The organism is Corynebacterium guangdongense, assembly GCF_030408915.1.
Taxonomy (GTDB): domain Bacteria; phylum Actinomycetota; class Actinomycetes; order Mycobacteriales; family Mycobacteriaceae; genus Corynebacterium; species Corynebacterium guangdongense.
Genome location: NZ_CP047654.1, coordinates 414111 through 431796, shown reverse-complemented (window position 1 = coordinate 431796; position 17686 = coordinate 414111). Strand labels below are relative to the sequence as shown.

General features: G+C 67.4%; 19 protein-coding genes. 4 read left to right on the top strand and 15 right to left on the bottom strand.

The window, feature by feature from the left end; all coding sequences use genetic code 11:
- Positions 1–25: 25 nt before the first annotated feature.
- From CGUA_RS02045 to CGUA_RS02030, 4 genes are all read right to left on the bottom strand, one after another.
- Positions 26–418 carry a hypothetical protein gene (locus tag CGUA_RS02045; RefSeq protein ID WP_290197224.1) on the bottom strand — a complete coding sequence of 131 codons (393 nt, stop codon included), beginning with the start codon at positions 416–418 and terminating at the stop codon, positions 26–28.
- A 71-nt stretch (positions 419–489) separates the two neighbouring features.
- Entirely contained in the window at positions 490–1383 is an 894-nt protein-coding gene (gene hemC, locus CGUA_RS02040) for a hydroxymethylbilane synthase (RefSeq protein ID WP_290197222.1), read from the bottom strand.
- A complete protein-coding gene (locus CGUA_RS02035; protein WP_290197220.1) occupies positions 1380–2759 on the bottom strand; it encodes a glutamyl-tRNA reductase in 1380 nt (459 codons plus the stop codon). Before CGUA_RS02035 ends, hemC begins: the two co-directional genes overlap by 4 nt.
- A 227-nt stretch (positions 2760–2986) precedes the next feature.
- Entirely contained in the window at positions 2987–3241 is a 255-nt protein-coding gene (locus CGUA_RS02030; RefSeq protein WP_290197218.1) for a glutaredoxin family protein, read from the bottom strand.
- Positions 3242–3388: 147 nt separating this feature from the next.
- On the opposite strand from CGUA_RS02030, the gene CGUA_RS02025 reads away from it, so the two are divergent.
- Complete coding sequence (locus CGUA_RS02025) at positions 3389–4468, top strand: HAD family hydrolase (RefSeq protein WP_290197216.1); 1080 nt, start codon at positions 3389–3391, stop codon at positions 4466–4468.
- A gap of 69 nt (positions 4469–4537) precedes the next feature.
- Here CGUA_RS02025 and CGUA_RS02020 read toward each other — a convergent pair whose 3' ends face one another.
- From CGUA_RS02020 to CGUA_RS02000, 5 genes are all read right to left on the bottom strand, one after another.
- The gene (locus CGUA_RS02020) at positions 4538–4639 is read right to left on the bottom strand and encodes a 30S ribosomal protein bS22 (protein ID WP_003855542.1); all 102 of its coding nucleotides are present in this window, start codon (positions 4637–4639) and stop codon (positions 4538–4540) included.
- 298 nt (positions 4640–4937) lie between these two features.
- Positions 4938–5129, bottom strand: coding sequence for a helix-turn-helix domain-containing protein (locus CGUA_RS02015; protein WP_290197214.1), 192 nt, complete (start codon positions 5127–5129; stop codon positions 4938–4940).
- Between the two features lie 156 nt (positions 5130–5285).
- Positions 5286–6098 carry a pyrroline-5-carboxylate reductase gene (gene proC, locus CGUA_RS02010; RefSeq protein ID WP_290197211.1) on the bottom strand — a complete coding sequence of 271 codons (813 nt, stop codon included), beginning with the start codon at positions 6096–6098 and terminating at the stop codon, positions 5286–5288.
- A 109-nt stretch (positions 6099–6207) separates the two neighbouring features.
- Positions 6208–7344, bottom strand: a complete 1137-nt coding sequence (locus tag CGUA_RS02005) for an Rv0497 family membrane protein (RefSeq protein WP_290197209.1) — start codon at positions 7342–7344, stop codon at positions 6208–6210.
- Between the two features lie 27 nt (positions 7345–7371).
- Positions 7372–8307, bottom strand: a complete 936-nt coding sequence (locus tag CGUA_RS02000) for a Ppx/GppA family phosphatase (protein ID WP_290197207.1) — start codon at positions 8305–8307, stop codon at positions 7372–7374.
- Between the two features lie 34 nt (positions 8308–8341).
- On the opposite strand from CGUA_RS02000, the gene CGUA_RS01995 reads away from it, so the two are divergent.
- Positions 8342–9259, top strand: coding sequence for a DUF3109 family protein (locus CGUA_RS01995; protein WP_290197205.1), 918 nt, complete (start codon positions 8342–8344; stop codon positions 9257–9259).
- On the opposite strand, the gene CGUA_RS01990 is transcribed toward CGUA_RS01995, so the two are convergent.
- From CGUA_RS01990 to mshA, 5 genes are read right to left on the bottom strand one after another with little or no spacing between them, the layout of a single operon-like run.
- Positions 9256–10305 (bottom strand): alpha/beta fold hydrolase, encoded by a 1050-nt coding sequence (locus CGUA_RS01990; protein WP_290197203.1) that lies wholly within the window; start codon positions 10303–10305, stop codon positions 9256–9258. The genes CGUA_RS01995 and CGUA_RS01990 overlap by 4 nt on opposite strands.
- 35 nt (positions 10306–10340) lie before the next feature.
- Complete coding sequence (locus tag CGUA_RS01985; RefSeq protein ID WP_290197201.1) at positions 10341–11036, bottom strand: response regulator; 696 nt, start codon at positions 11034–11036, stop codon at positions 10341–10343.
- 2 nt (positions 11037–11038) lie between these two features.
- Positions 11039–12292, bottom strand: a complete 1254-nt coding sequence (locus tag CGUA_RS01980; RefSeq protein WP_290197199.1) for a sensor histidine kinase — start codon at positions 12290–12292, stop codon at positions 11039–11041.
- Between the two features lie 18 nt (positions 12293–12310).
- Complete coding sequence (locus CGUA_RS01975; protein WP_290197197.1) at positions 12311–13057, bottom strand: phosphoglyceromutase; 747 nt, start codon at positions 13055–13057, stop codon at positions 12311–12313.
- A gap of 55 nt (positions 13058–13112) precedes the next feature.
- On the bottom strand, positions 13113–14378 hold the full coding sequence (mshA, locus tag CGUA_RS01970; protein ID WP_290197195.1) for a D-inositol-3-phosphate glycosyltransferase: 1266 nt from the start codon (positions 14376–14378) through the stop codon (positions 13113–13115).
- Between the two features lie 133 nt (positions 14379–14511).
- Here mshA and CGUA_RS01965 point away from each other — a divergent pair, with 133 nt between their 5' ends.
- The gene (locus CGUA_RS01965; protein ID WP_290197193.1) at positions 14512–16230 is read left to right on the top strand and encodes a long-chain-fatty-acid--CoA ligase; all 1719 of its coding nucleotides are present in this window, start codon (positions 14512–14514) and stop codon (positions 16228–16230) included.
- A gap of 39 nt (positions 16231–16269) precedes the next feature.
- On the opposite strand, the gene CGUA_RS01960 is transcribed toward CGUA_RS01965, so the two are convergent.
- Positions 16270–17289 carry a putative endonuclease domain-containing protein gene (locus tag CGUA_RS01960; RefSeq protein ID WP_290197191.1) on the bottom strand — a complete coding sequence of 340 codons (1020 nt, stop codon included), beginning with the start codon at positions 17287–17289 and terminating at the stop codon, positions 16270–16272.
- A 213-nt stretch (positions 17290–17502) separates the two neighbouring features.
- Between CGUA_RS01960 and CGUA_RS01955 the strand changes: the two genes are divergently transcribed.
- Complete coding sequence (locus tag CGUA_RS01955) at positions 17503–17679, top strand: DUF8730 family Cys-rich protein (protein ID WP_290197189.1); 177 nt, start codon at positions 17503–17505, stop codon at positions 17677–17679.
- The last annotated feature ends 7 nt before the right edge of the window (positions 17680–17686 follow it).

The following is a 17686-nucleotide window of genomic DNA, read 5'->3' as shown; positions in this document are numbered from 1 at the left end:
TACCCACCCGAGTGTGACGGGCGGTTCACTGGTCCCCGTCTAGGCGCGTCGCGCCGTGCCGGGCCAGTTCCTCGGCGTAGATCTCCGCGTGCGGCGTGGTGAGGATGACACGATCCACGGTCGCGCCCTCCAGATCCAGGACCAGGCCCGGCCCGCTGCGGTGGGAGGCCAGGAAGGTGCGGCTGCCGGTGCCCTCGTTGGCGTAGGTTCCGGTGGCGAGGAGCCCGGGGATGCGCGTGGCCTGGAGGCGGCGCTCGCCCCCCTCCTCCACCCCGGCGGCGCCGATGGCGGAGGGGCACACGGCCACTCCGACGATGGCGCGCAGGGGGAGGGTGAAGTGGGATCGCCGGGCCGCGAGCTTCTCCCACCAGCCGAGAGTGACGGTGAGACGGTCAGTGCTAATCGAAAGGTCGGCCATAGTCCGGTTGATCCTACTGGTCGGGCACGGCCTTGACGAATGGGGAGGAACGGGGACGAACGGGCGCGGAATCAGCCCTCGATAATCCCCGCCGCCCCCTCGGCGAGCAGTCGGTCGGCCAGTGCCTGCCCCAGGGCGACCGGGTCGGTGCCGGACTCCGAGGACGTCAGCTGGGTGGAGCCGTCCACCGCGAAGACTCCGGCGTGCAGGGTGATGGTGCCGTCCTCGCCCAGTTCGGTCCAGGAGGCGACCGGCGCGGTGCAGCCGGCCTCCAGGCGGTTGAGGACGGTGCGCTCGGCGGTGGCGCAGGTCAGGGCGTCCGAATCGAGCAGGGTGGTGATGGCGGCGAGGGCCCGCTCGTCCTCCGCGCGGCACTCGATGGCCAGCGCGCCCTGGGCCGGGGCCGGGTAGACGAGGTCCTTCTCGAAGACCTCGGTGGCCCGGTCTGCCTGGCCTACGCGGGACAGGCCGGCGTAGGCGAGCACCACGGCGTCGAGCTCGCCGTCAGTGACCTTGCCCATCCGGGTGTCGATGTTGCCGCGCAGCGGCTGGATGTCCAGGTCCGGTCGCAGCGCACGCAGCTGGGAGATGCGCCGCGGGGCCGAGGTGCCGACGCGGGCTCCCTCCGGCAGCTCGGCCAGGGTGAGTCCGTCGCGGGCGATGAGCGCGTCGCGGCTGTCCTCCCGGACCGGGACGACGAGGTGGAAACGCTCGTCGGCCGCGGTCGGCAGGTCCTTGAAGGAGTGGACCGCGATGTCGCACTCGCCGGCCTCCATCGCCTCGCGCAGGGCCTGGGTGAACACCCCGACGCCGATGCGCTCGACCGGGGCCATGTTCACGTCCCCGGGGGTGGTGATGATGGTCAGCTCCGCGTCGTAGCCGTTGGCGATGAGCGCGTCGCGCATGTGGCCGGCCTGGGTGGTGGCCAGCTTGGAGCCCCGGGTGCCGATCTTGAGGGTGGTCATGCGTTTTCAGCGTCCTTTCGCAGGGTGTAGATGGTTCCTGTGTCGGTCTGGTCGACCCGCGGCAGGTCCACCGCGTTGACGGCGACGCTCGGTGAGTCGGCGTCGGCCTCGTCCGGGCCGAAGAGGCGGGTCAGGGCGTCGCCGAAGGTGACGGTGCCCTCCTCCGCGGCCAGTTTCTTGGCACGGACGGTCGGGGTGTGCAGCATCTCGTTGACGACGCGGCGCATGGCCTTGGTGACCTCCCCGAACTGTTTGTCGTCCAGTTCCCCCAGCCGGGAGCGCAGACGGTCCGCCTCGGACTCCATGATGTCGTTGGCGCGGGTGCGCATTGCGGTCAGCGCGGGCACGACGTCCCGGACGCGCTGCTCGGACTGGAACTCGCGCAGCTCGTCGGCGATGATCTTCTGCGCCTTGAGATGGGCCCGGGAGGTGGAGTCGCGAGCGGTCACCGACTTGTGCAGCGACTCGATGTTGACCAGGTCGACGCCCGCGACCTCGCCGGCGGCGTCGTCGATGTCGCGCGGCAGTGAAAGATCCACGAGCATGAGGCGCGACGCCCGCGTCTCCGGGATGTCGTCGGCGGTGATGGTGAAGCCGTCCGCGCCAGTCGCGGAAACGGCGATGTCGACTTCACCGAGCACCGCGGCCCGGTCCTCGTAGGCCAGGGCCTCGGCGGCCACGCCGGCCTCGCGGGCGTGCTGGGCGACCCGCTGCGCGCGCTCGAAAGTGCGGTTGGCGATGATGAGCTTCTCGACGCCGCGCTTTCCCAGATGGGTGGCCGCCAACGAGGCCATCGCGCCGGCCCCGAGGACGAGTGCGGTCTTGCCCGCGAGATCCTCGAGGTCGGCGTTGGCCATCGCCTGGTCCAGCGCGTAGGTCACCATCGAGGAGCCGGCCTCGTCGATGCCGGTCTCCGAGTGCACGCGCTTGCCGACGTGCAGCGCCGACTGGGCGATGCTGTGCAGCTTCGGGCCGACGGTGCCCTTCTCGGCCGCGGACTGGTACGCGGTGCGCACCTGCCCGATGATCTGCTGCTCACCGACAACCATGGAGTCGAGACCGGCGGCGACGACCATCATGTGCTCGGCCGCCGCGTCCGCGTAACGGACGTAGAGGTAGCTGCGCAGCGTCTCGGTGTCGACGCCGGAGATCTCCGCCAGCACCTCGATGACGTCGGCGACGCCGGCGTGGAAGGAGTCCGTGCTCGAATAGACCTCGAGACGGTTACACGTGGAGACGATCATGGCCTCCGACAGCGACGGCCGGTCGACCAGACGGGTGGTGGTGTCGTTTCGGACAGTGTCGTCCATGCTGAGACGCTCCAGGAGCGCCACCGGCGCAGACCGGTGCGACATCCCTACGACGAGCACACTCACGAAATAGTCCTCCTTGTACGCCCCCCGACCACGGACTTCCGCCGCGCCCGGAGGTGGGTCCCACAATGCCGGGCTCGTTCCTCGATAGGACACAAAGCGGGCTGAATGCCCGATTGAATCAAACCATTGATTAACCCTGGGCTATAGCCAGTGTAGCGATCCGCACCGCCCACTCCTAGCCGGGGAGCTCCCCGGGTGACCCCACGGACCCGCCCGGCCGGGCGCCCCTAGTCCGCCAGTTCCTCCGCGAGCTCTCTGTCGTCGACCTCCCACGCGGAGAATTCCTCCCCGTCGATGACCACGACCGGGACCCGGTCCCCGAACTCCATGGCCAGTTCACGGTCGTGATCGACGTTGCGGACGCTCAGGCGCGCCCCGGCCGCCGACACCACCGGCGTGATCTGCGCCTCCACCCGCGCACAGGAGCCGCACGTGGTCCGGACCATGAGTTCAACCTCCCGGGGAGTCCCTGCTTTCGGCATGAAATCATTCCTTCCTCGTTCACGGCTCCCCGGGTTCACATGGCAGGGCCCGAATCCCGACGGGCCGCCGCCCCGGCGGGGCATTACGATGGTAAAGATTAGTCGGTCAGCTGTCAGCGAGTTCAGGAAGGGCGGGTGCCAGTCGCGGTGACCAGCCATCCCAGCAACAACGGGGAGCCCGGATTCCCCGCGGATCCGGGAGAGTTCCTCTCCCTGTGGGCGCGCTCGCGGGGCAACATCCGCCACTTCATCGAGGACACCGCAGCTCCCCCGCTCGGCGACGAGGAACAGCGCGAAGCGGGTGAAGCCGCCGCCGCCGAGGCCATCCGCGAGACCTTCGGCCTGGGCTTCGACGAGTTCACCTCCGGAGTCGACTCCGTGTCCGGGGCCTACCACTCAGCCGGCCGGACCGACCGGGCGACCCCCGACCCGGACATCCCGGTCGACACGGGCGCCGCCGCCTTCTTCGACGTCGACAACACCCTCATCCAGGGCTCCTCCCTCGTCGAGCTCGCGGTCGGGATGACCCGCAAGAAATTCTTCCGCCTCTCGGAGATCACCCCCTTCCTGTGGAAGCAGATCAAGTACAAGGTCAGCGGCAAGGAGAACGCCGGGGACGTCGCGGCGGGGCGCATGAAGGCCCTCGAATTCATCAAGGGGCGCCCGGTCGCCGACCTCATCGCCCTTGGCGAGGAAATCGTCGACGACAAGATGATCGAGAAGACCTACGCCGGTACCCGCGCCCTGGCGCAGATGCATCTCGACGCCGGCCAGCAGGTGTGGCTCGTCACCGCCACCCCCGTGCAGCTCGCGCACATCCTGGCAGACCGCCTCGGCCTGACCGGCGCCCTCGGAACGGTCCCCGAGGTCGAGGACGGCAGGTTCACCGGCCGCCTGGTCGGTGACATCCTCCACGGCCCCGGCAAGGCCCACGCCGTGGCGGCCCTGGCCGCCATGGAGAACCTCGACCTCTCCCGCTGCACCGCCTACTCCGACTCCAGCAACGATCTGCCGATGCTGTCCATGGTCGGCACCGCCGTGGCCATCAACCCGGACGCGGGACTCAAGAAGGAGGCGAAGGCCCGGGGCTGGGCCGTGCGCGACTACCGCAGCATGCGCCAGGCCGTCCGCCGCTGGGGCGTGCCGACGCTCGTCGCCGCCGCATTCTCCCTCAACCGGGTGCAGCGCTACCGCCGCGGCCTTCGTCTGCGCCAGGACCAGGTCTAACCCCGGCACAACGACAAGACCCCGGCACCGGGACAAAAGTCCTGGTGACGGGGCCCTGCTGGTCAAGGTTTACTTGCCCAGTTTACGACGCTGAACGCGGGTACGACGAAGCATCTTGCGGTGCTTCTTCTTGGACATGCGCTTGCGACGCTTCTTGATGACTGAACCCATGGGTTTCCTCGTTTCAGTTCGTTGTTAGGTACGTACTTTTCTCAAGTCCTGTTCGCCTCTCCGCGGAACCCGCTCGAGGAGGGTTGACACACGTGGGTAAGGTGCACTCCTACCCGAAGGCGAACACGAATGGGGTCCATCATACCGAGGGCGCTATTCGCAACCAAACAGGCCCCTCCGAACTCCCCGGCCGGAAAAGCAGTGTGGCGTCGCCGTCCTGCCCCGGGAAGACTCCGAAGACTCCTCCGAGGCATGATGGCGACGCCACAGCGACGCGGTTCAGATCAACGGCGCCGGGCTACCCGACCTCGTAGTAGGAGGAGTCGAGGTAATCCTTCACGGCCTTCTCCGGAACGCGGAAGGAGCGGCCGACGCGAACGCTGGCCAACTCACCTGCGTGGATCAGGCGGTACACCGTCATCTTCGAGACGCGCATGATCTCCGCGACCTCAGCGACGGTCAGAAACGAACCTTTATCTTCATTCACCATAACTATCAACCCTTCAGCACGGGGCGCGCTGCAGGCTTCCCCTCCCGCAGTATCAACACGCACGTGCCGGAACAAGTCTACCGTTAAATTTGTTACTCATGCGACTTACGGGAAAGAAATTTGCGGGACGGGGTGGGTCTATCCCCCTATCCCCTATTATCCAAGCCCGCCCAGTTCGGCGGAGCGCTGGGCGCACTTCTCCGCCGCGCGGTAGATCGCCCCACGCAGACCCGACTCCTCCAGCTCGCGCAGAGCGGCCGCGGTGGTTCCCGCCGGAGAGGTGACGGCCTGACGCAGACGCGCAGGGTCCGGGCTCTCGGCGTCGAGCAGGGCACCCGCGCCGGATGCCGCCGCCGACGCCAGCGTCGTGGCGAGGCTGCGCTTGAGGCCGAGCTGGACACCGGCGTCGACGAGTGCCTCGGTGAGCAGGAAATAGTACGCGGGGGCGCTGCCGGCCAGCGCGGTGACCGCGTCCATGTCCGACTCTTCCACCACGGCGACCTGCCCGACGGCCTGCAGCAGCTTCGTCACCAGCTCCATCTGCGCCTCGGACACGTAGCGACCCGGCGCGCAGGCGCTCATGCCCTTGCCCACCAGCATCGGGGTGTTCGGCATGACGCGGACGATCGGCTGGCCCGCCGGCGCCGCCTCCTCCATCGACGCCAGGGTGACGCCGGCAGCCAGGGACACCACGACGGTGTCGTCGTTGGACTCCAGCGCCTCGGAGATCTCGTGGAGGATGGAGTGGATGCCCACCGGCTTCACGCACAGGAACACCACGGAGGCCTCGTCGATCGCCTGCTGGTTGTCGTTGGTGGTGTGGACCCCGTAGGCGTCGGCAAGCTCCTGCCCACGCTTCTCGGAACGGTTGGTGACGATGATGCTGGACGGTTCCCGGCCAGCGGCGACCAGACCCGAGACGAGCGCCTCGCCGATCTGTCCGCCACCGATAACTGCGATTTTGTTCATGGCGCCCATGGTAGACAGACCACCCGCCTTCCGGGCAAAGAGAACCGGGCCTGGGGGCCACAGCAACGTGCGGCCCCCGGCCCGGGTGACGGAAGGGAAGGCGATCTTTTTAGAGCACCAGTATGGCCGGCCCAAAGGTCATGACCAGGCCGACGAGGGCTGCCAGTGCCATGGCCGCGGCGTCGCGGCCGGTGCGCAGCGCCCGGATGACGGCAACCATGACGGCGGTCACCGCTAGGGCGAGGAGAGTGACGAACCACGAGTTCAGCTGTCCCCACATGAGTTCGAAACCGATGAAGACGATAACGCCGATGACGACGCCCACCAGCGCCATCCCGATGACTGTGGCGATGCCGGCGCCCTCATCCTCCCAGTCCTCGGCCCCACTGTCGTGACTGTGCTCAACCTGCCGGTCGGCGTAGCGTTCGTCATCATCGTCGATGCGGACGGCGTCGATGGTGGCGGTGTCGCCGTACCCTCGCCGTTCGGGGGCGTCCGCCCTGACAGTCGGAATGGCCGTTGTGTCGGCCGCGGTGGCGCCGGCCCTGGAAGCGGACGTGAGGGAGTTCGGGGCTGCCGACTCCTTCGGCTTGGGCTGCTCAGTGATCTTGCTGATGACGGTCGTCTCATCGGCGGACGGCTTCTTGACGGCGGCCGTCTCGGCCTCTTGAGCCTCACGCTCCTTGCGGGCCTTCTCCTCGAGAATGGCGCGATCCTCGGCAGCACGCTTGTCGGCCGCGGCCTTCTTCTCGGCTTCGGCCTTCTCGGCTTCGGCCTTTTCGGCGGCCTTTTTTTCGGCGGCCTTTTTTTCGGCGGCCTTCTTCTCGGCTTCGGCCTTGCGCTCGGCTTCCGCCTCCTCGGCGGCCTTCTGCTCCGCAGCCTTACGCTCAGCTTCCGCCTTGTCGGCCGCCTTGCGCTCAGCTTCCGCCTTGTCGGCCGCCTTCTTCTCGGCGGCCTTCTTCTCAGCTTCGGCCTTTTCCGCGGCCTTACGCTCGGCTTCGGCCTTCTCCGCGGCCTGACGCTCGGCGTCGGAATCCTCAGGGGAGGCATCCAAGGGCACGGAACTGTGCTTGGACTCGGGTGGCGTGGCCTCGACGGCTGGGAACGACCCCGTCAACTCGGCGACGGAGATCCCACCTTCCTCCAGGCTGCGGCGACGCCGACGCCGCGGCGGCTCCGCATCCGGTTTGCTCTCACGGGAGCGGGCCAGCAGCTCCGCAACCGTGAGTTGTTTGTCTTCAGCCATTGCTCAGGTGTCCTTCCGTCTTTCCCGTCACTCTATTCCAGTCCCCTTGTCCAGTCGACGCAAAATCACCCCTTCTCGCAGAGCCCACGGACAGATCTCCAGTTTCTCGAGGCCCAGGGCGCGCATCGAGGCCTCGGCGACGAGGGCACCCGCGACGATCTGGTGGGATCGGTCGGAGCTGATGCCCTCGAGCTCGGCTCGGTCCGCGGCGGTCATCCTGGAAATGAAGGAGATCAACTGACGCAGGCCCGGCGCGGTCAGGGTGCGCTGGACGTAAGGCCCGGCCGAGGAGGGCGCGGCGCCGGTCAGTCGGGCGAGGGTACGGAAGGTCTTGGAGGTGCCGACGGCGAGGCCCTCCACACCAATGGCCTTGAAGTCAGCGGCGGGACGGGCGAGCTCGGCGTCGATGTAGTCGCGCAAGGTGTTGATCTTCTTGCGCTCCGGCGGGTCGGTGTCGAACCATTCGTGGGTCAGGCGGCCGGCGCCGAGGTCGAGGGAGACGGCGATCTGCGGATGTTCGTCGAGACCGGTGGACATCTCGAGCGAGCCGCCGCCGATGTCGAGGTTGGTGATGCGGCCGGCGGACCAGCCATACCAGCGGCGGGCCGCGAGGAAGGTCAGGTTGGCCTCCTCTTCACCGGAGAGGATCTCCAGGCGCACGCCGGTCTCCTTCTCCACGTGGTCAAGGACCGCTTCGGAGTTCGTCGCCGATCGCACGGCGGACGTCGCGAACGGGATCATCTCCTGGCAGCCGAGTTTGTCGACGAGATCCGCGGCCTCGGCGACCGCCTCGGTCAACTTCTTCATGCCCTTGTCGTCGATGGCCCCGTCCCCGTCGAGCATCTCGACGAGCCGGAGCCCGGTCTTCCAGTCGCTCATCGGGGTCGGTCGACCACCGTCCCTGGCGTCAACCGCCACGAGATGAACCGTGTTGCTTCCCACATCCAATACACCTAAACGCACGCCTATCAGGGTAGACGGTCTACGGTGTGTCAGTGTGAACCAACCTCGCAATACCACAGTTTTCCTCGGCTTCCCCGCTGATTCCCCAGCAGGTCGATCCATTTCTGCTGGTCGTGAAGTTGCCCCCGACTTCCCCCGTGACTGGTTCGAATTCACCAACCCGGAGGACGAACACCACGTCTTCTCCGTCGATCTGACGTGGCTGGAGTCGAACTGGAACTGCGCATTCGGCACCGACGCGTGCCACGGCATCCTCCAATCTGACCCGGACGTCGGCTGCTGCAACCACGGCGCCTACATGGCGGACGAGACTGACCGTGACCAGCTCTACGACGCCGTCAAGCGGATGCCCGCCAAGTACTGGCAGGGGCGCAGTGCGGCCGTCGACGAGTTTTTCGCGGCCGCGGATTCCCCGGACGCCACCGACGAGATCGAACCCTGGCTGGTCTGGGACGAGCTGGACGACGAGGAGGGCAACCCCCAGCCGGCGTTGAAGACGAAGGTCACCGGCGGGGCCTGCGTCTTCGCCAACCGGGCCGGCTGGCCGACCGGCGCCGGCTGCGCCCTGCACCAGTGGGCGGTCGACGCCGGGGAGGAGCTGACCGTCGTCAAGCCCGAGGTCTGCTGGCAGCTGCCCCTGCGCCGGTTGGAGGCCTACGAGGAGCGACCGGACGGCCAGGAAATTCTGCGCACCACCATCGGCGAGTACGACCGCCGTGGCTGGGGCGGCGGCGGCGAGGACTTCGACTGGTACTGCACCGGCGATTCCGGCTGCCACACGGCCGCCGAGCCGATGTGGATCACCCAGCGCGAGGAGCTCATCGCGCTGATGGGCGACCCCTCCTATGAGCTCCTCGCCGAGCACTGCCGCAACCGGGCCCGGGCCGACGAGGCGGTCGGCGGCCGACTCCGGACCCGTCACCCCGCCACCGCGCGGGGCGAGCTCTCCTAGCTGTACGCCTGGCGACGCGGCGGGGCCTCGTCGACGCTGACCTTGCGCCCCGCCTCCACGACGTCGTCGAGGAAGCGCAGGATCTCCTTGCGGACGCCACCCCGGGACGACCCCTCCCATTGAATCTCATGGCGCGCCCCCGGGAAGACGCGGGTCCGCACGTGCCCATGTCCCTCCTTCCACAGCTTGTTGGCCAGGTGATAGGCGCCCTCCCCGTAGTTGCCCATCGGATCCTGGTCGCCGGACATGATGAGGATCGGCAGGTCCTTCCGCACCCGGCGGGGGAAGCGATCCGACCCGACCCGGATGTAGAGCCCGAGCAGATCGCGGAAGAAGTCGAAGCTCGGCTGCCGGGCCGGAGCTCCCAGCGGGTCCTCCAGAAACTCGCGCCGGGCGTCGACGTCGGTGGCGACCCAGGCCATCGGGTCGTCCTCCTCGTAGCGGGCGGTGGCTTTGGTGGCGATGACCGAGGCCAGCTCGGTGACGACCTCCTCCTCCGAGCTGGCGCGCAGCCGGGGCGAGACCTCCCGCAGTTTCGGGGAGACGTTGAGGGCGATGGCCGCCCGCGCCGACTGGCTGAGCACCTCCATGTCCAGGCCGGCGGAGGTCAGCTGCTCGACGACGCCCGAAAGAATCAGCCCGGCGGCCAGATCAGGGCACTGTGAGACGTATTCGCGGGCGATCATGGATCCCCAGCTGTGGCCGAAGAGGATGAGCGGCAGGTCCGGGTAGCTCTCCCGGGCGATCTTGGTCAGCGCCAGTTCATCGTCGATGAAGGTCTGGTAGCCGGTGCCCCCGGTGTCCAGCCAGGTTCCGGAGGACAGCGCAGTGGCGCCGTGGCCGACGTGGTCGTCGGCGACGACCACGACCCCCTTCTCCGTGAGCCCCTCGATCATCGGCATGTAGCGGCGCGAATGTTCCGCGTACCCGTGGATGAGTTGGAACAGTGCCCGGGGTGGGCCGGTCTCCTCCTCGGGGCGGTAGAGCCAGGCCGTGATCTCGTCACGCCCGTTGGCGGAGGGATAGGAGAATTCCTCGACAATCATGACGTCGAGAGTAATCGTCCTCGGCGGGGGCGTCGCTAGGCGTCGAACTTGTAGCCCAGGCCACGCACGGTGACGAGGTGCCGGGGGCGGGAGGGCTCCTCCTCGATCTTGGAGCGCAGGCGCTTGACGTGGACGTCGAGGGTCTTGGTGTCGCCGACGTAGTCCGCGCCCCAGATGCGGTCGATGAGCTGCCCGCGGGTGAGGACACGCCCGGAGTTGCGCAGCAGGTATTCCAGCAGGTCGAACTCCTTGAGCGGCATGGCCACGGGCTCGCCGGCCACGGTGACCTCGTGGCGCTCCACGTCCATGCGGACGCGGCCTCCTTCGAGGATCTGCTCGTCCTCGACCTCGACCTCCTCCGCCTCGGTTCCGCCGCGTCGCAGCACGGCACGGATGCGGGCGATCAGCTCGCGCGAGGAGTACGGCTTGGTCACGTAGTCGTCGGCGCCTAGCTCGAGGCCGACGACCTTGTCGATCTCGGAGTCCCGGGCGGTGACCATGATGATCGGCACGTTGGAGGTGGTGCGCAGCTGCTTGGCCACGTCGGTGCCCGACATGCCCGGAAGCATCAGATCCAGCAGGACGATGTCGATCTCGTGGCGGGCGAACTCCTCGAGAGCCCGTGGCCCGTCGCCGGCGACGATCGTGTTGAACCCCTCCTTCTTGAGCAGGAAAGCCAGCGGATCCGCCAGGGATTCCTCGTCCTCAACAATCAGGATGGTGGTCGTCATTGCTATGACTCCTTTCGTCGCGTCGTCACACGGCTGACGGCCTCGCGAAGCGCCTGCGCGCCTGCAGATGATGTCTCGTCATCCGACTGTTTTGCCTCGAGCTCCTCGACGGAGTCGGGTTTCGGACGGTAGATGGGAAGTTCAATGGTGAACGTCGATCCCGTGCCGGGGCGGGACCACAATTTGATATTACCGCCATGGTTGGCGACGACGTGCTTCACGATGGCCAAGCCCAGCCCGGTGCCGCCCGTCTGGCGGGACCGGGCCCTGTCCACCCGGAAGAAGCGCTCGAACACGCGCTTCTGGTTCTCCGGGGCGATCCCGATGCCGCGGTCGGTGACCCGGATGTGGACGATGTCGTTGATGATCTTCTGGGTCACCGACACCGGCGCGGAGTGGGGCGAGTAGTTGATGGCGTTGGAGACCAGGTTCGACAGCGCCGTCACCAGCAGGGAACGGTCACCGAGGACCTGGACGTCGTAGCTGACGCCCCGGGTGAGGAGGATGCCGGCCTGGTCGGCGGCGACCTGGTTGCGCCGAAAAGCCTCCGTGATGATGTCGTCGACCTTGACCGGCTCCATCTCCGGCAGGGCCTCGGCGCCCTGGAGCTTGGACAGCGCGATCAGCTCGCTGATCATGCTGGCCATGCGGTGGGACTCCTTGAGTATCCGCGAACCGAAGTACTCGACGTGCGCCCGGTCGCCCGGGTCCTCGAGAAGGGCCTCGGCCAGCAGGCTCATGCCGCCGACCGGGGTCTTGAGCTCGTGGGAGACGTTGGCGACGAAGTCACGCCGCGCCGACTCCATGCGCACGTTCTCGCTCTCGTCGGTCGCGTAGACGACGACGAAACGGTCGTCGACAAGCGTCAACGGCTTGACGACCGCCCGGACGTTGGAAACCCGGGTGCCGGTGCGCCGCTTCGGCATCTCGATCTCGAGGGAATGGGTCTCCTTGTCGGCGAAGACCTGCTGGGCGACGGCCCACACCTCAGGGTTGATCGCCCGGTCGTGCACGATCATCATGTCGTGGGCACGGGCGTTGGAGAGCACCACGTCTCCCCCGCGGTCCAGGACCGTGACGCCGGTCGGCGAGCCCTGGGTGGCCAGATGCAGCACCTGGCTGATGGTCGTGACCTGGTTGTCGTTCGCGGCGGCGGTGGCGCGCATACGGACGAGCCGGCGACGGACGTACACCGTCACCGGAATCATCAACGCCACCACCAAGGCGCCGAGCAGGAACGCGAGAATCAGATCCACGGGCAGGAAGGATCGCCCTTACTTCTGGCCCTGGCTGGCCACGGCGGCGGCGCCGGCGGCGGCGGCCTCCGGGTCCAGGTAGGTGCCGCCCGGGTTGACGACGGAGCCGTCGGCGGCGATCTCGTAGACCAGCGGCTGGCCGGTCGGAATGTTCAGGCCGGCGATATCATCGTCGGAGATCTTGTCCAGGTACTTGACCAGGGCACGCAGGGAGTTGCCGTGCGCGGCGACCATCACGGACTCACCCTTGGCCGCGCGCGGCAGGATGTTGTCGGTGAAGTACGGGACAAAGCGCTCGACGACGTCCTTGAGGCACTCGGTGCGCGGGACCTCCGGCAGGTTGTAATAGCGCGGGTCACCGGTCTGGGAGTACTCGTTGTCGACGTCGATCGCCGGCGGCGGGGTGCCGTAGGAACGGCGCCACTCCATGAACTGCTCCTCACCGAACTGCTCCCGGATCTCGGCCTTGTTCAGGCCCTGGAGCTTGCCGTAGTGGCGCTCGTTCAGACGCCAGTTGCGCACGACCGGAATCCAGTGGCGGTCGGCCGCATCCAGCGCGATATTCGCGGTGGTGATGGCGCGACGCAGCAGGGAGGTGTACACGACGTCGGGGAGGACGCCCTGCTCCTTGAGCAGCTTGCCGGCGGCGACGGCCTCGCCACGACCCTTGTCAGTGAGATCAACATCGACCCAACCGGTGAACTGGTTGGATTCGTTCCACACGGACTGACCGTGCCGGACGAGAATGAGCTTTCCGTTAGTCATGACCTCCAGCATGCCACTTTCATCGGGGCAATGCTGGTCACAGGGGTGGTTTTTCCTAACCCTGGGCTTTTCTTCCCTGACAGTCGGGCAGTTCGATCGCCAGGGCGCGTTCGTACACGGCTGCGAGTCTCCCGGCGGAGGCCGCCCAGCTGAACTGGGCGGCGTGACCGACGGCGGCCTCGCCCATGGCGATGCGTCGCTCGTCGTCGTCAAGCAGCTGCTCCAGCGCATCCGCCCACTGGGCCGGATCATGGCCGTGGACCAGCAGACCCGTCTCACCGTCGGCGACGGCGATGGGCAGACCGCCCACCGCCGCGGCGACGACCGGGGTACCCGTCGCCTGCGCCTCCATGGCGACCAGGCCGAAGGACTCGTTGTAGGAGGGAACCGCCACGATGTCGGCGGCCTGGTACACGCTGACCAGCTCCTCCGGCGGGCGCGGATCCAGAAAACGCACGCGGTTGGCCAGGCCCAGCTCCCCGGCCAGATTTCGGTAGGTGCTGCTGCTTGCCGACGCCCCCGACGCCCCGCCACAGATGATGACCCGCAGGTTGCGGTGCGGATCCCGCTCGAAGATTTCGGCGGTGGCCCGCAGCAGCACCTGCGGCCCCTTGAACTCCTGGAGGCGGCCGACGAAGGCGACGACCTTCGCGTGCAGCGGGATGCCGAGATGGCGCCGGGAAAGCTCGGTGTTGCGGTGCGTTCCCGGGGTGAACAGTTCGGTGTCGGCGCCCGGCGGAACGACCTCGATCTTGGCCGCGTCGGCGTCATAGTGCGCGACCAGCTCCCGGGTTTCGTCGACGGTGTTGACCACCAGCAGATCGGCGTTGTCGACGAGCTGCTGCTCGCAGATGCGCCGGGCCTCGGACTCGGGGGTGTCACCCTCGGACCGATGGGCGTTCTTCACCGCCGCCAGGGTGTGCGCGGTGTGGATGAGCGGGACGTCCCACAGATCCCGCAGCAGCCACCCCACCTGACCCGAGAGCCAGTAGTGGGAGTGGATGGCGTCGTAGGCCAGGCCCTGCCGGCAGCGGACGAACTCGATGACGCCGCCGGCGAACGCCGCCAGCTGCGTGGGCAGCTCCTCCTTGGCCAGGCCCTCGTAGGGACCCGCAATGACGTTGATGACCCGCAGGTTCTCCTCGACCTCGACGATCTCACCCTGGCTGGGCCGGGTGGCACGCGTGTAGACGTCCACCGTCACCCCCCGTCGCGCCAGCTGGCGGGCGGTGTTGATGATGTAGACGTTCATGCCGCCGGCGTCGCCGACGCCGGGCTGCTCCAGCGGGGAGGTGTGCATGGAGATCATCGCGATGCGCATGCCCTCATCATAGGCAGGCCCGTCGGCGCCGAAAGCGGCGGCCGACACCGGTGTTCCCGCTGTCCCTATACTGGCGGCCGAGGCTTAATTGACCGTTGATTTTGACTTTGATCGCCAACACCGAAGGAGAACCATGAGCGCCGCCGAGACCAAGGCCTGGCTGTCCGCCTACTCCGAGTGGACCGATCCGACGCTGGATTACGGGGACACCACCCTCAACGACGTGTGGGACGACGCCGTCGCCGGTAATCCGGAGAAGCCGGCGACGTGGTTCTTCGGACGCGAGATGACCTACGGCGAGCTGGACAAGCTGGTGCGCCGGGCCGCCGCCGGCCTGCGCGCCTTCGGCGTCCGGCCGGGCGACAAGGTCGCGCTGGCGATGCCGAACTGCCCGCAGCACGTCGTCGCTTTTTATGCGGTGCTCAAGCTCGGCGCCACCGTCACCGAGCACAACCCGCTCTACACCACGCACGAGCTGCACGATCCCTTCGTCAACTCCGGGGCGCGGGTGGCCGTCGTCTGGGACAAGGCCGCCCCGGTCTTCGAGAAACTCCGCGACTCCGGTGACACCGCCCTGGAGACCATCGTCAGCGTCAACGTGATCCAGGCGATGCCGAAGATCAAGCAGCTGGCCCTGCGCATCCCGCTGCCCGCCCTGCGCGAGGCCCGCGAGCAGCTCCACGGCGCCGCCCCGAACACCGTGCCCTTCGACGCGCTGGTCGGAACGGCCATCGGCGGCGACGGAGCGGACCTGGACACGGTCCAGGTCACCCCGGACACCCCGGCCGTGATCATGTACACCTCCGGCACCACCGGCGCCCCGAAGGGTGCGCAGCTGACCCACGGCAACCTCTTCTCCAACATCGCCATGGGCAAAGCCTGGGTCAAGGACCTGGGCAAAGAGCAGGAGTACATGCTCGCCGCCCTGCCCTTCTTCCACGCCTACGGCCTGACCACGGTGCTCACCCTGGCGCCCTACGTCGGCGGCCAGATGGTCATTGTCCCGAGCCCGAAGATGGACCTCATCGCCGACGCTTTCAAGGCCAAACCCATCACCTGGATGTCGGGCGTCCCGCTGATCTTCGAGCGGGTCATGGAGACCGCCGACGAGAAGAACTTCTCGCTGAAGTCCATCCGCAACTCCTTCTGCGGGGCGGCCAACATGCCCAAGGAACTCGTCGACAAGTGGGAGCGCCGCACCTCCGGCATGTTCGTCGAGGGCTACGGCCTCACCGAGACCTCGCCGATTCTCATCGGCACCCCGATGAACGACAAGCGGAAGGCAGGATACATCGGCGTCCCCTTCCCCGACACCGAGATCCGCATCGTCAACCCTGAGAGCCTCGACGAGCTGATGCCCGACGGCCAGGAGGGGGAAATCCTCGCCCGCGGCCCGCAGGTGATGGCCGGCTACCTCAACAACGAGGAGGCCAACGAGAAGACCTTCCACGACGGCTGGTTCCGCACCGGCGACGTCGGGGTCATGGATTCCGACGGCTTCGTCAAGCTCGTCGCCCGCATCAAGGAAGTCATCATCACCGGCGGATTCAACGTCTACCCCGCCGAGGTCGAGGAGGTCCTGGCCGAACACCCGGACATTGAGGCGGCGGCGGTCGTCGGCAAGCCACGCCCGGACGGGTCCGAGGACGTCGTCGCCTGCGTGACCCTGCGCGAAGGCGCGGCCATCGACATCGCGGGCATGAAGGCCTTCGCCCGGGAACGGCTCACCCCCTACAAGGTGCCGCGCACCTTCTACCACTTCGAGGAACTGCCCGCGAACATGATGGGCAAGGTCTCCCGCAAGGAGGTCCGCGAGCAGCTCGTCGAACGGATTTCGCAGGAATCGAAGTAGCCCCGTCGTGCAATTGCACGCTCCCCGGCCCCGGCGTTGCTATGTAATTGCATAATCACGAGGGGTTCGGGGAGCGTTATTTTGCACGGAAACCCTGATCGCCTCGATCACCCGACCCGCATCCGCAAGGTCCGTCGCCGTCAGGCGGACGACAGTCCAGCCCAGGCGGTGCATGGTCCGGGTGATCGCCGTGTCCTTGTCACGTTGCCGACGATCCAGATGATGCTCCCCGTCGTAGAACAGCGCGACGCGGCGGCGCCTGTCGGCCTGGTCCGCCCGGGTGATCAGCAGACCGCCGTCGTGAACGGGTACCTGAGGCTCGAAGTCGCCGTGGTTCCGGACGACCAGCCTGAGCAGCGTCTCCGGCGGAGATTCCATGCCCTGGCTTGTCGACGCCACCATACGTCGCAGCCACCGGGAGTCGACGAGCCCGGCGCACTGGCCACGAATGTCCTCGGCCGTCAGCGTGGTGCGGTCCAGCACGTGATCGAGGAACTGGATGGCCCGGATGGACGTGTCATGGAATGCCAGCCCCCGGGTGATCGGCCAGGAGACCGCTCCGGCCCGGATGTCCCTGAGGCAGTGCGCGATGGCCGTGCCCCGGTCGACGACCAGGACGTGGCGACCCTCGACGGAGACGAACCGGGTACGCACCGCGTCATGCAGCCTCCGCGTCGTGGCCTGTTCCGGGCGGGAAGCGAGCCGTTTGCGGGTGACGCCGAGCAGCATGGTGTCCGAGGACTCCGAGAACGCCCCGAAACCGTGGAGAGCGGCAGCGCTGAAGCCGTCGGCCACCCAGTCCGGCCGTTCCTGCAGGTGCGCCAACGCCCGGACCCGCGCCGGCACCCGGTAGCCGAGTCCCCGGGGGTGATGCGCGGATTCCCTGCGCACCAGCCCGGGCGGACGCAGGGACGAATTGGGGACCCACAGATCGGGTGACGCCCTGGTGTAGTGCTCGGCGATTGACGCGTCGACCTCATCGTTTCGGGCGTGTGCTGGCAGGTGGTTGCGTGCGGCGCCGACGAGCTCGTGCGTCGACCTCAAGGTCGGGACATCCATGCCTACTTGGACGGGGATCGAGCAGGTCAGGTTCCGGGTGGATGCAATGACACGCCTGCCGGGGCCGTTGATCCCGTGCAATTACACGGGAAGACGAGGCGGCCGGGTCGGATATTGCACAGAGACTTGCGCCCCCATACCCCCATGGGTATATTAACCCCCGTCAGCAACATACCCCCACAGGTATTAAATTCTCCGAGAGGAACCTCCACCATGTGCTACCCCGCCACCTGCAACTCCTGCGGCAAGACCACCTGGGCCGGCTGCGGCAACCACATCGACTCCGTCAAGGCACAGGTCCCCGCCAACCAGTGGTGCACCTGCAACGACAGCGACACCCCGGGCACCGCTAACATCGGTTCCGTTCTGTCCGGCCTTTTCAAGCGCTAAGGAGCTT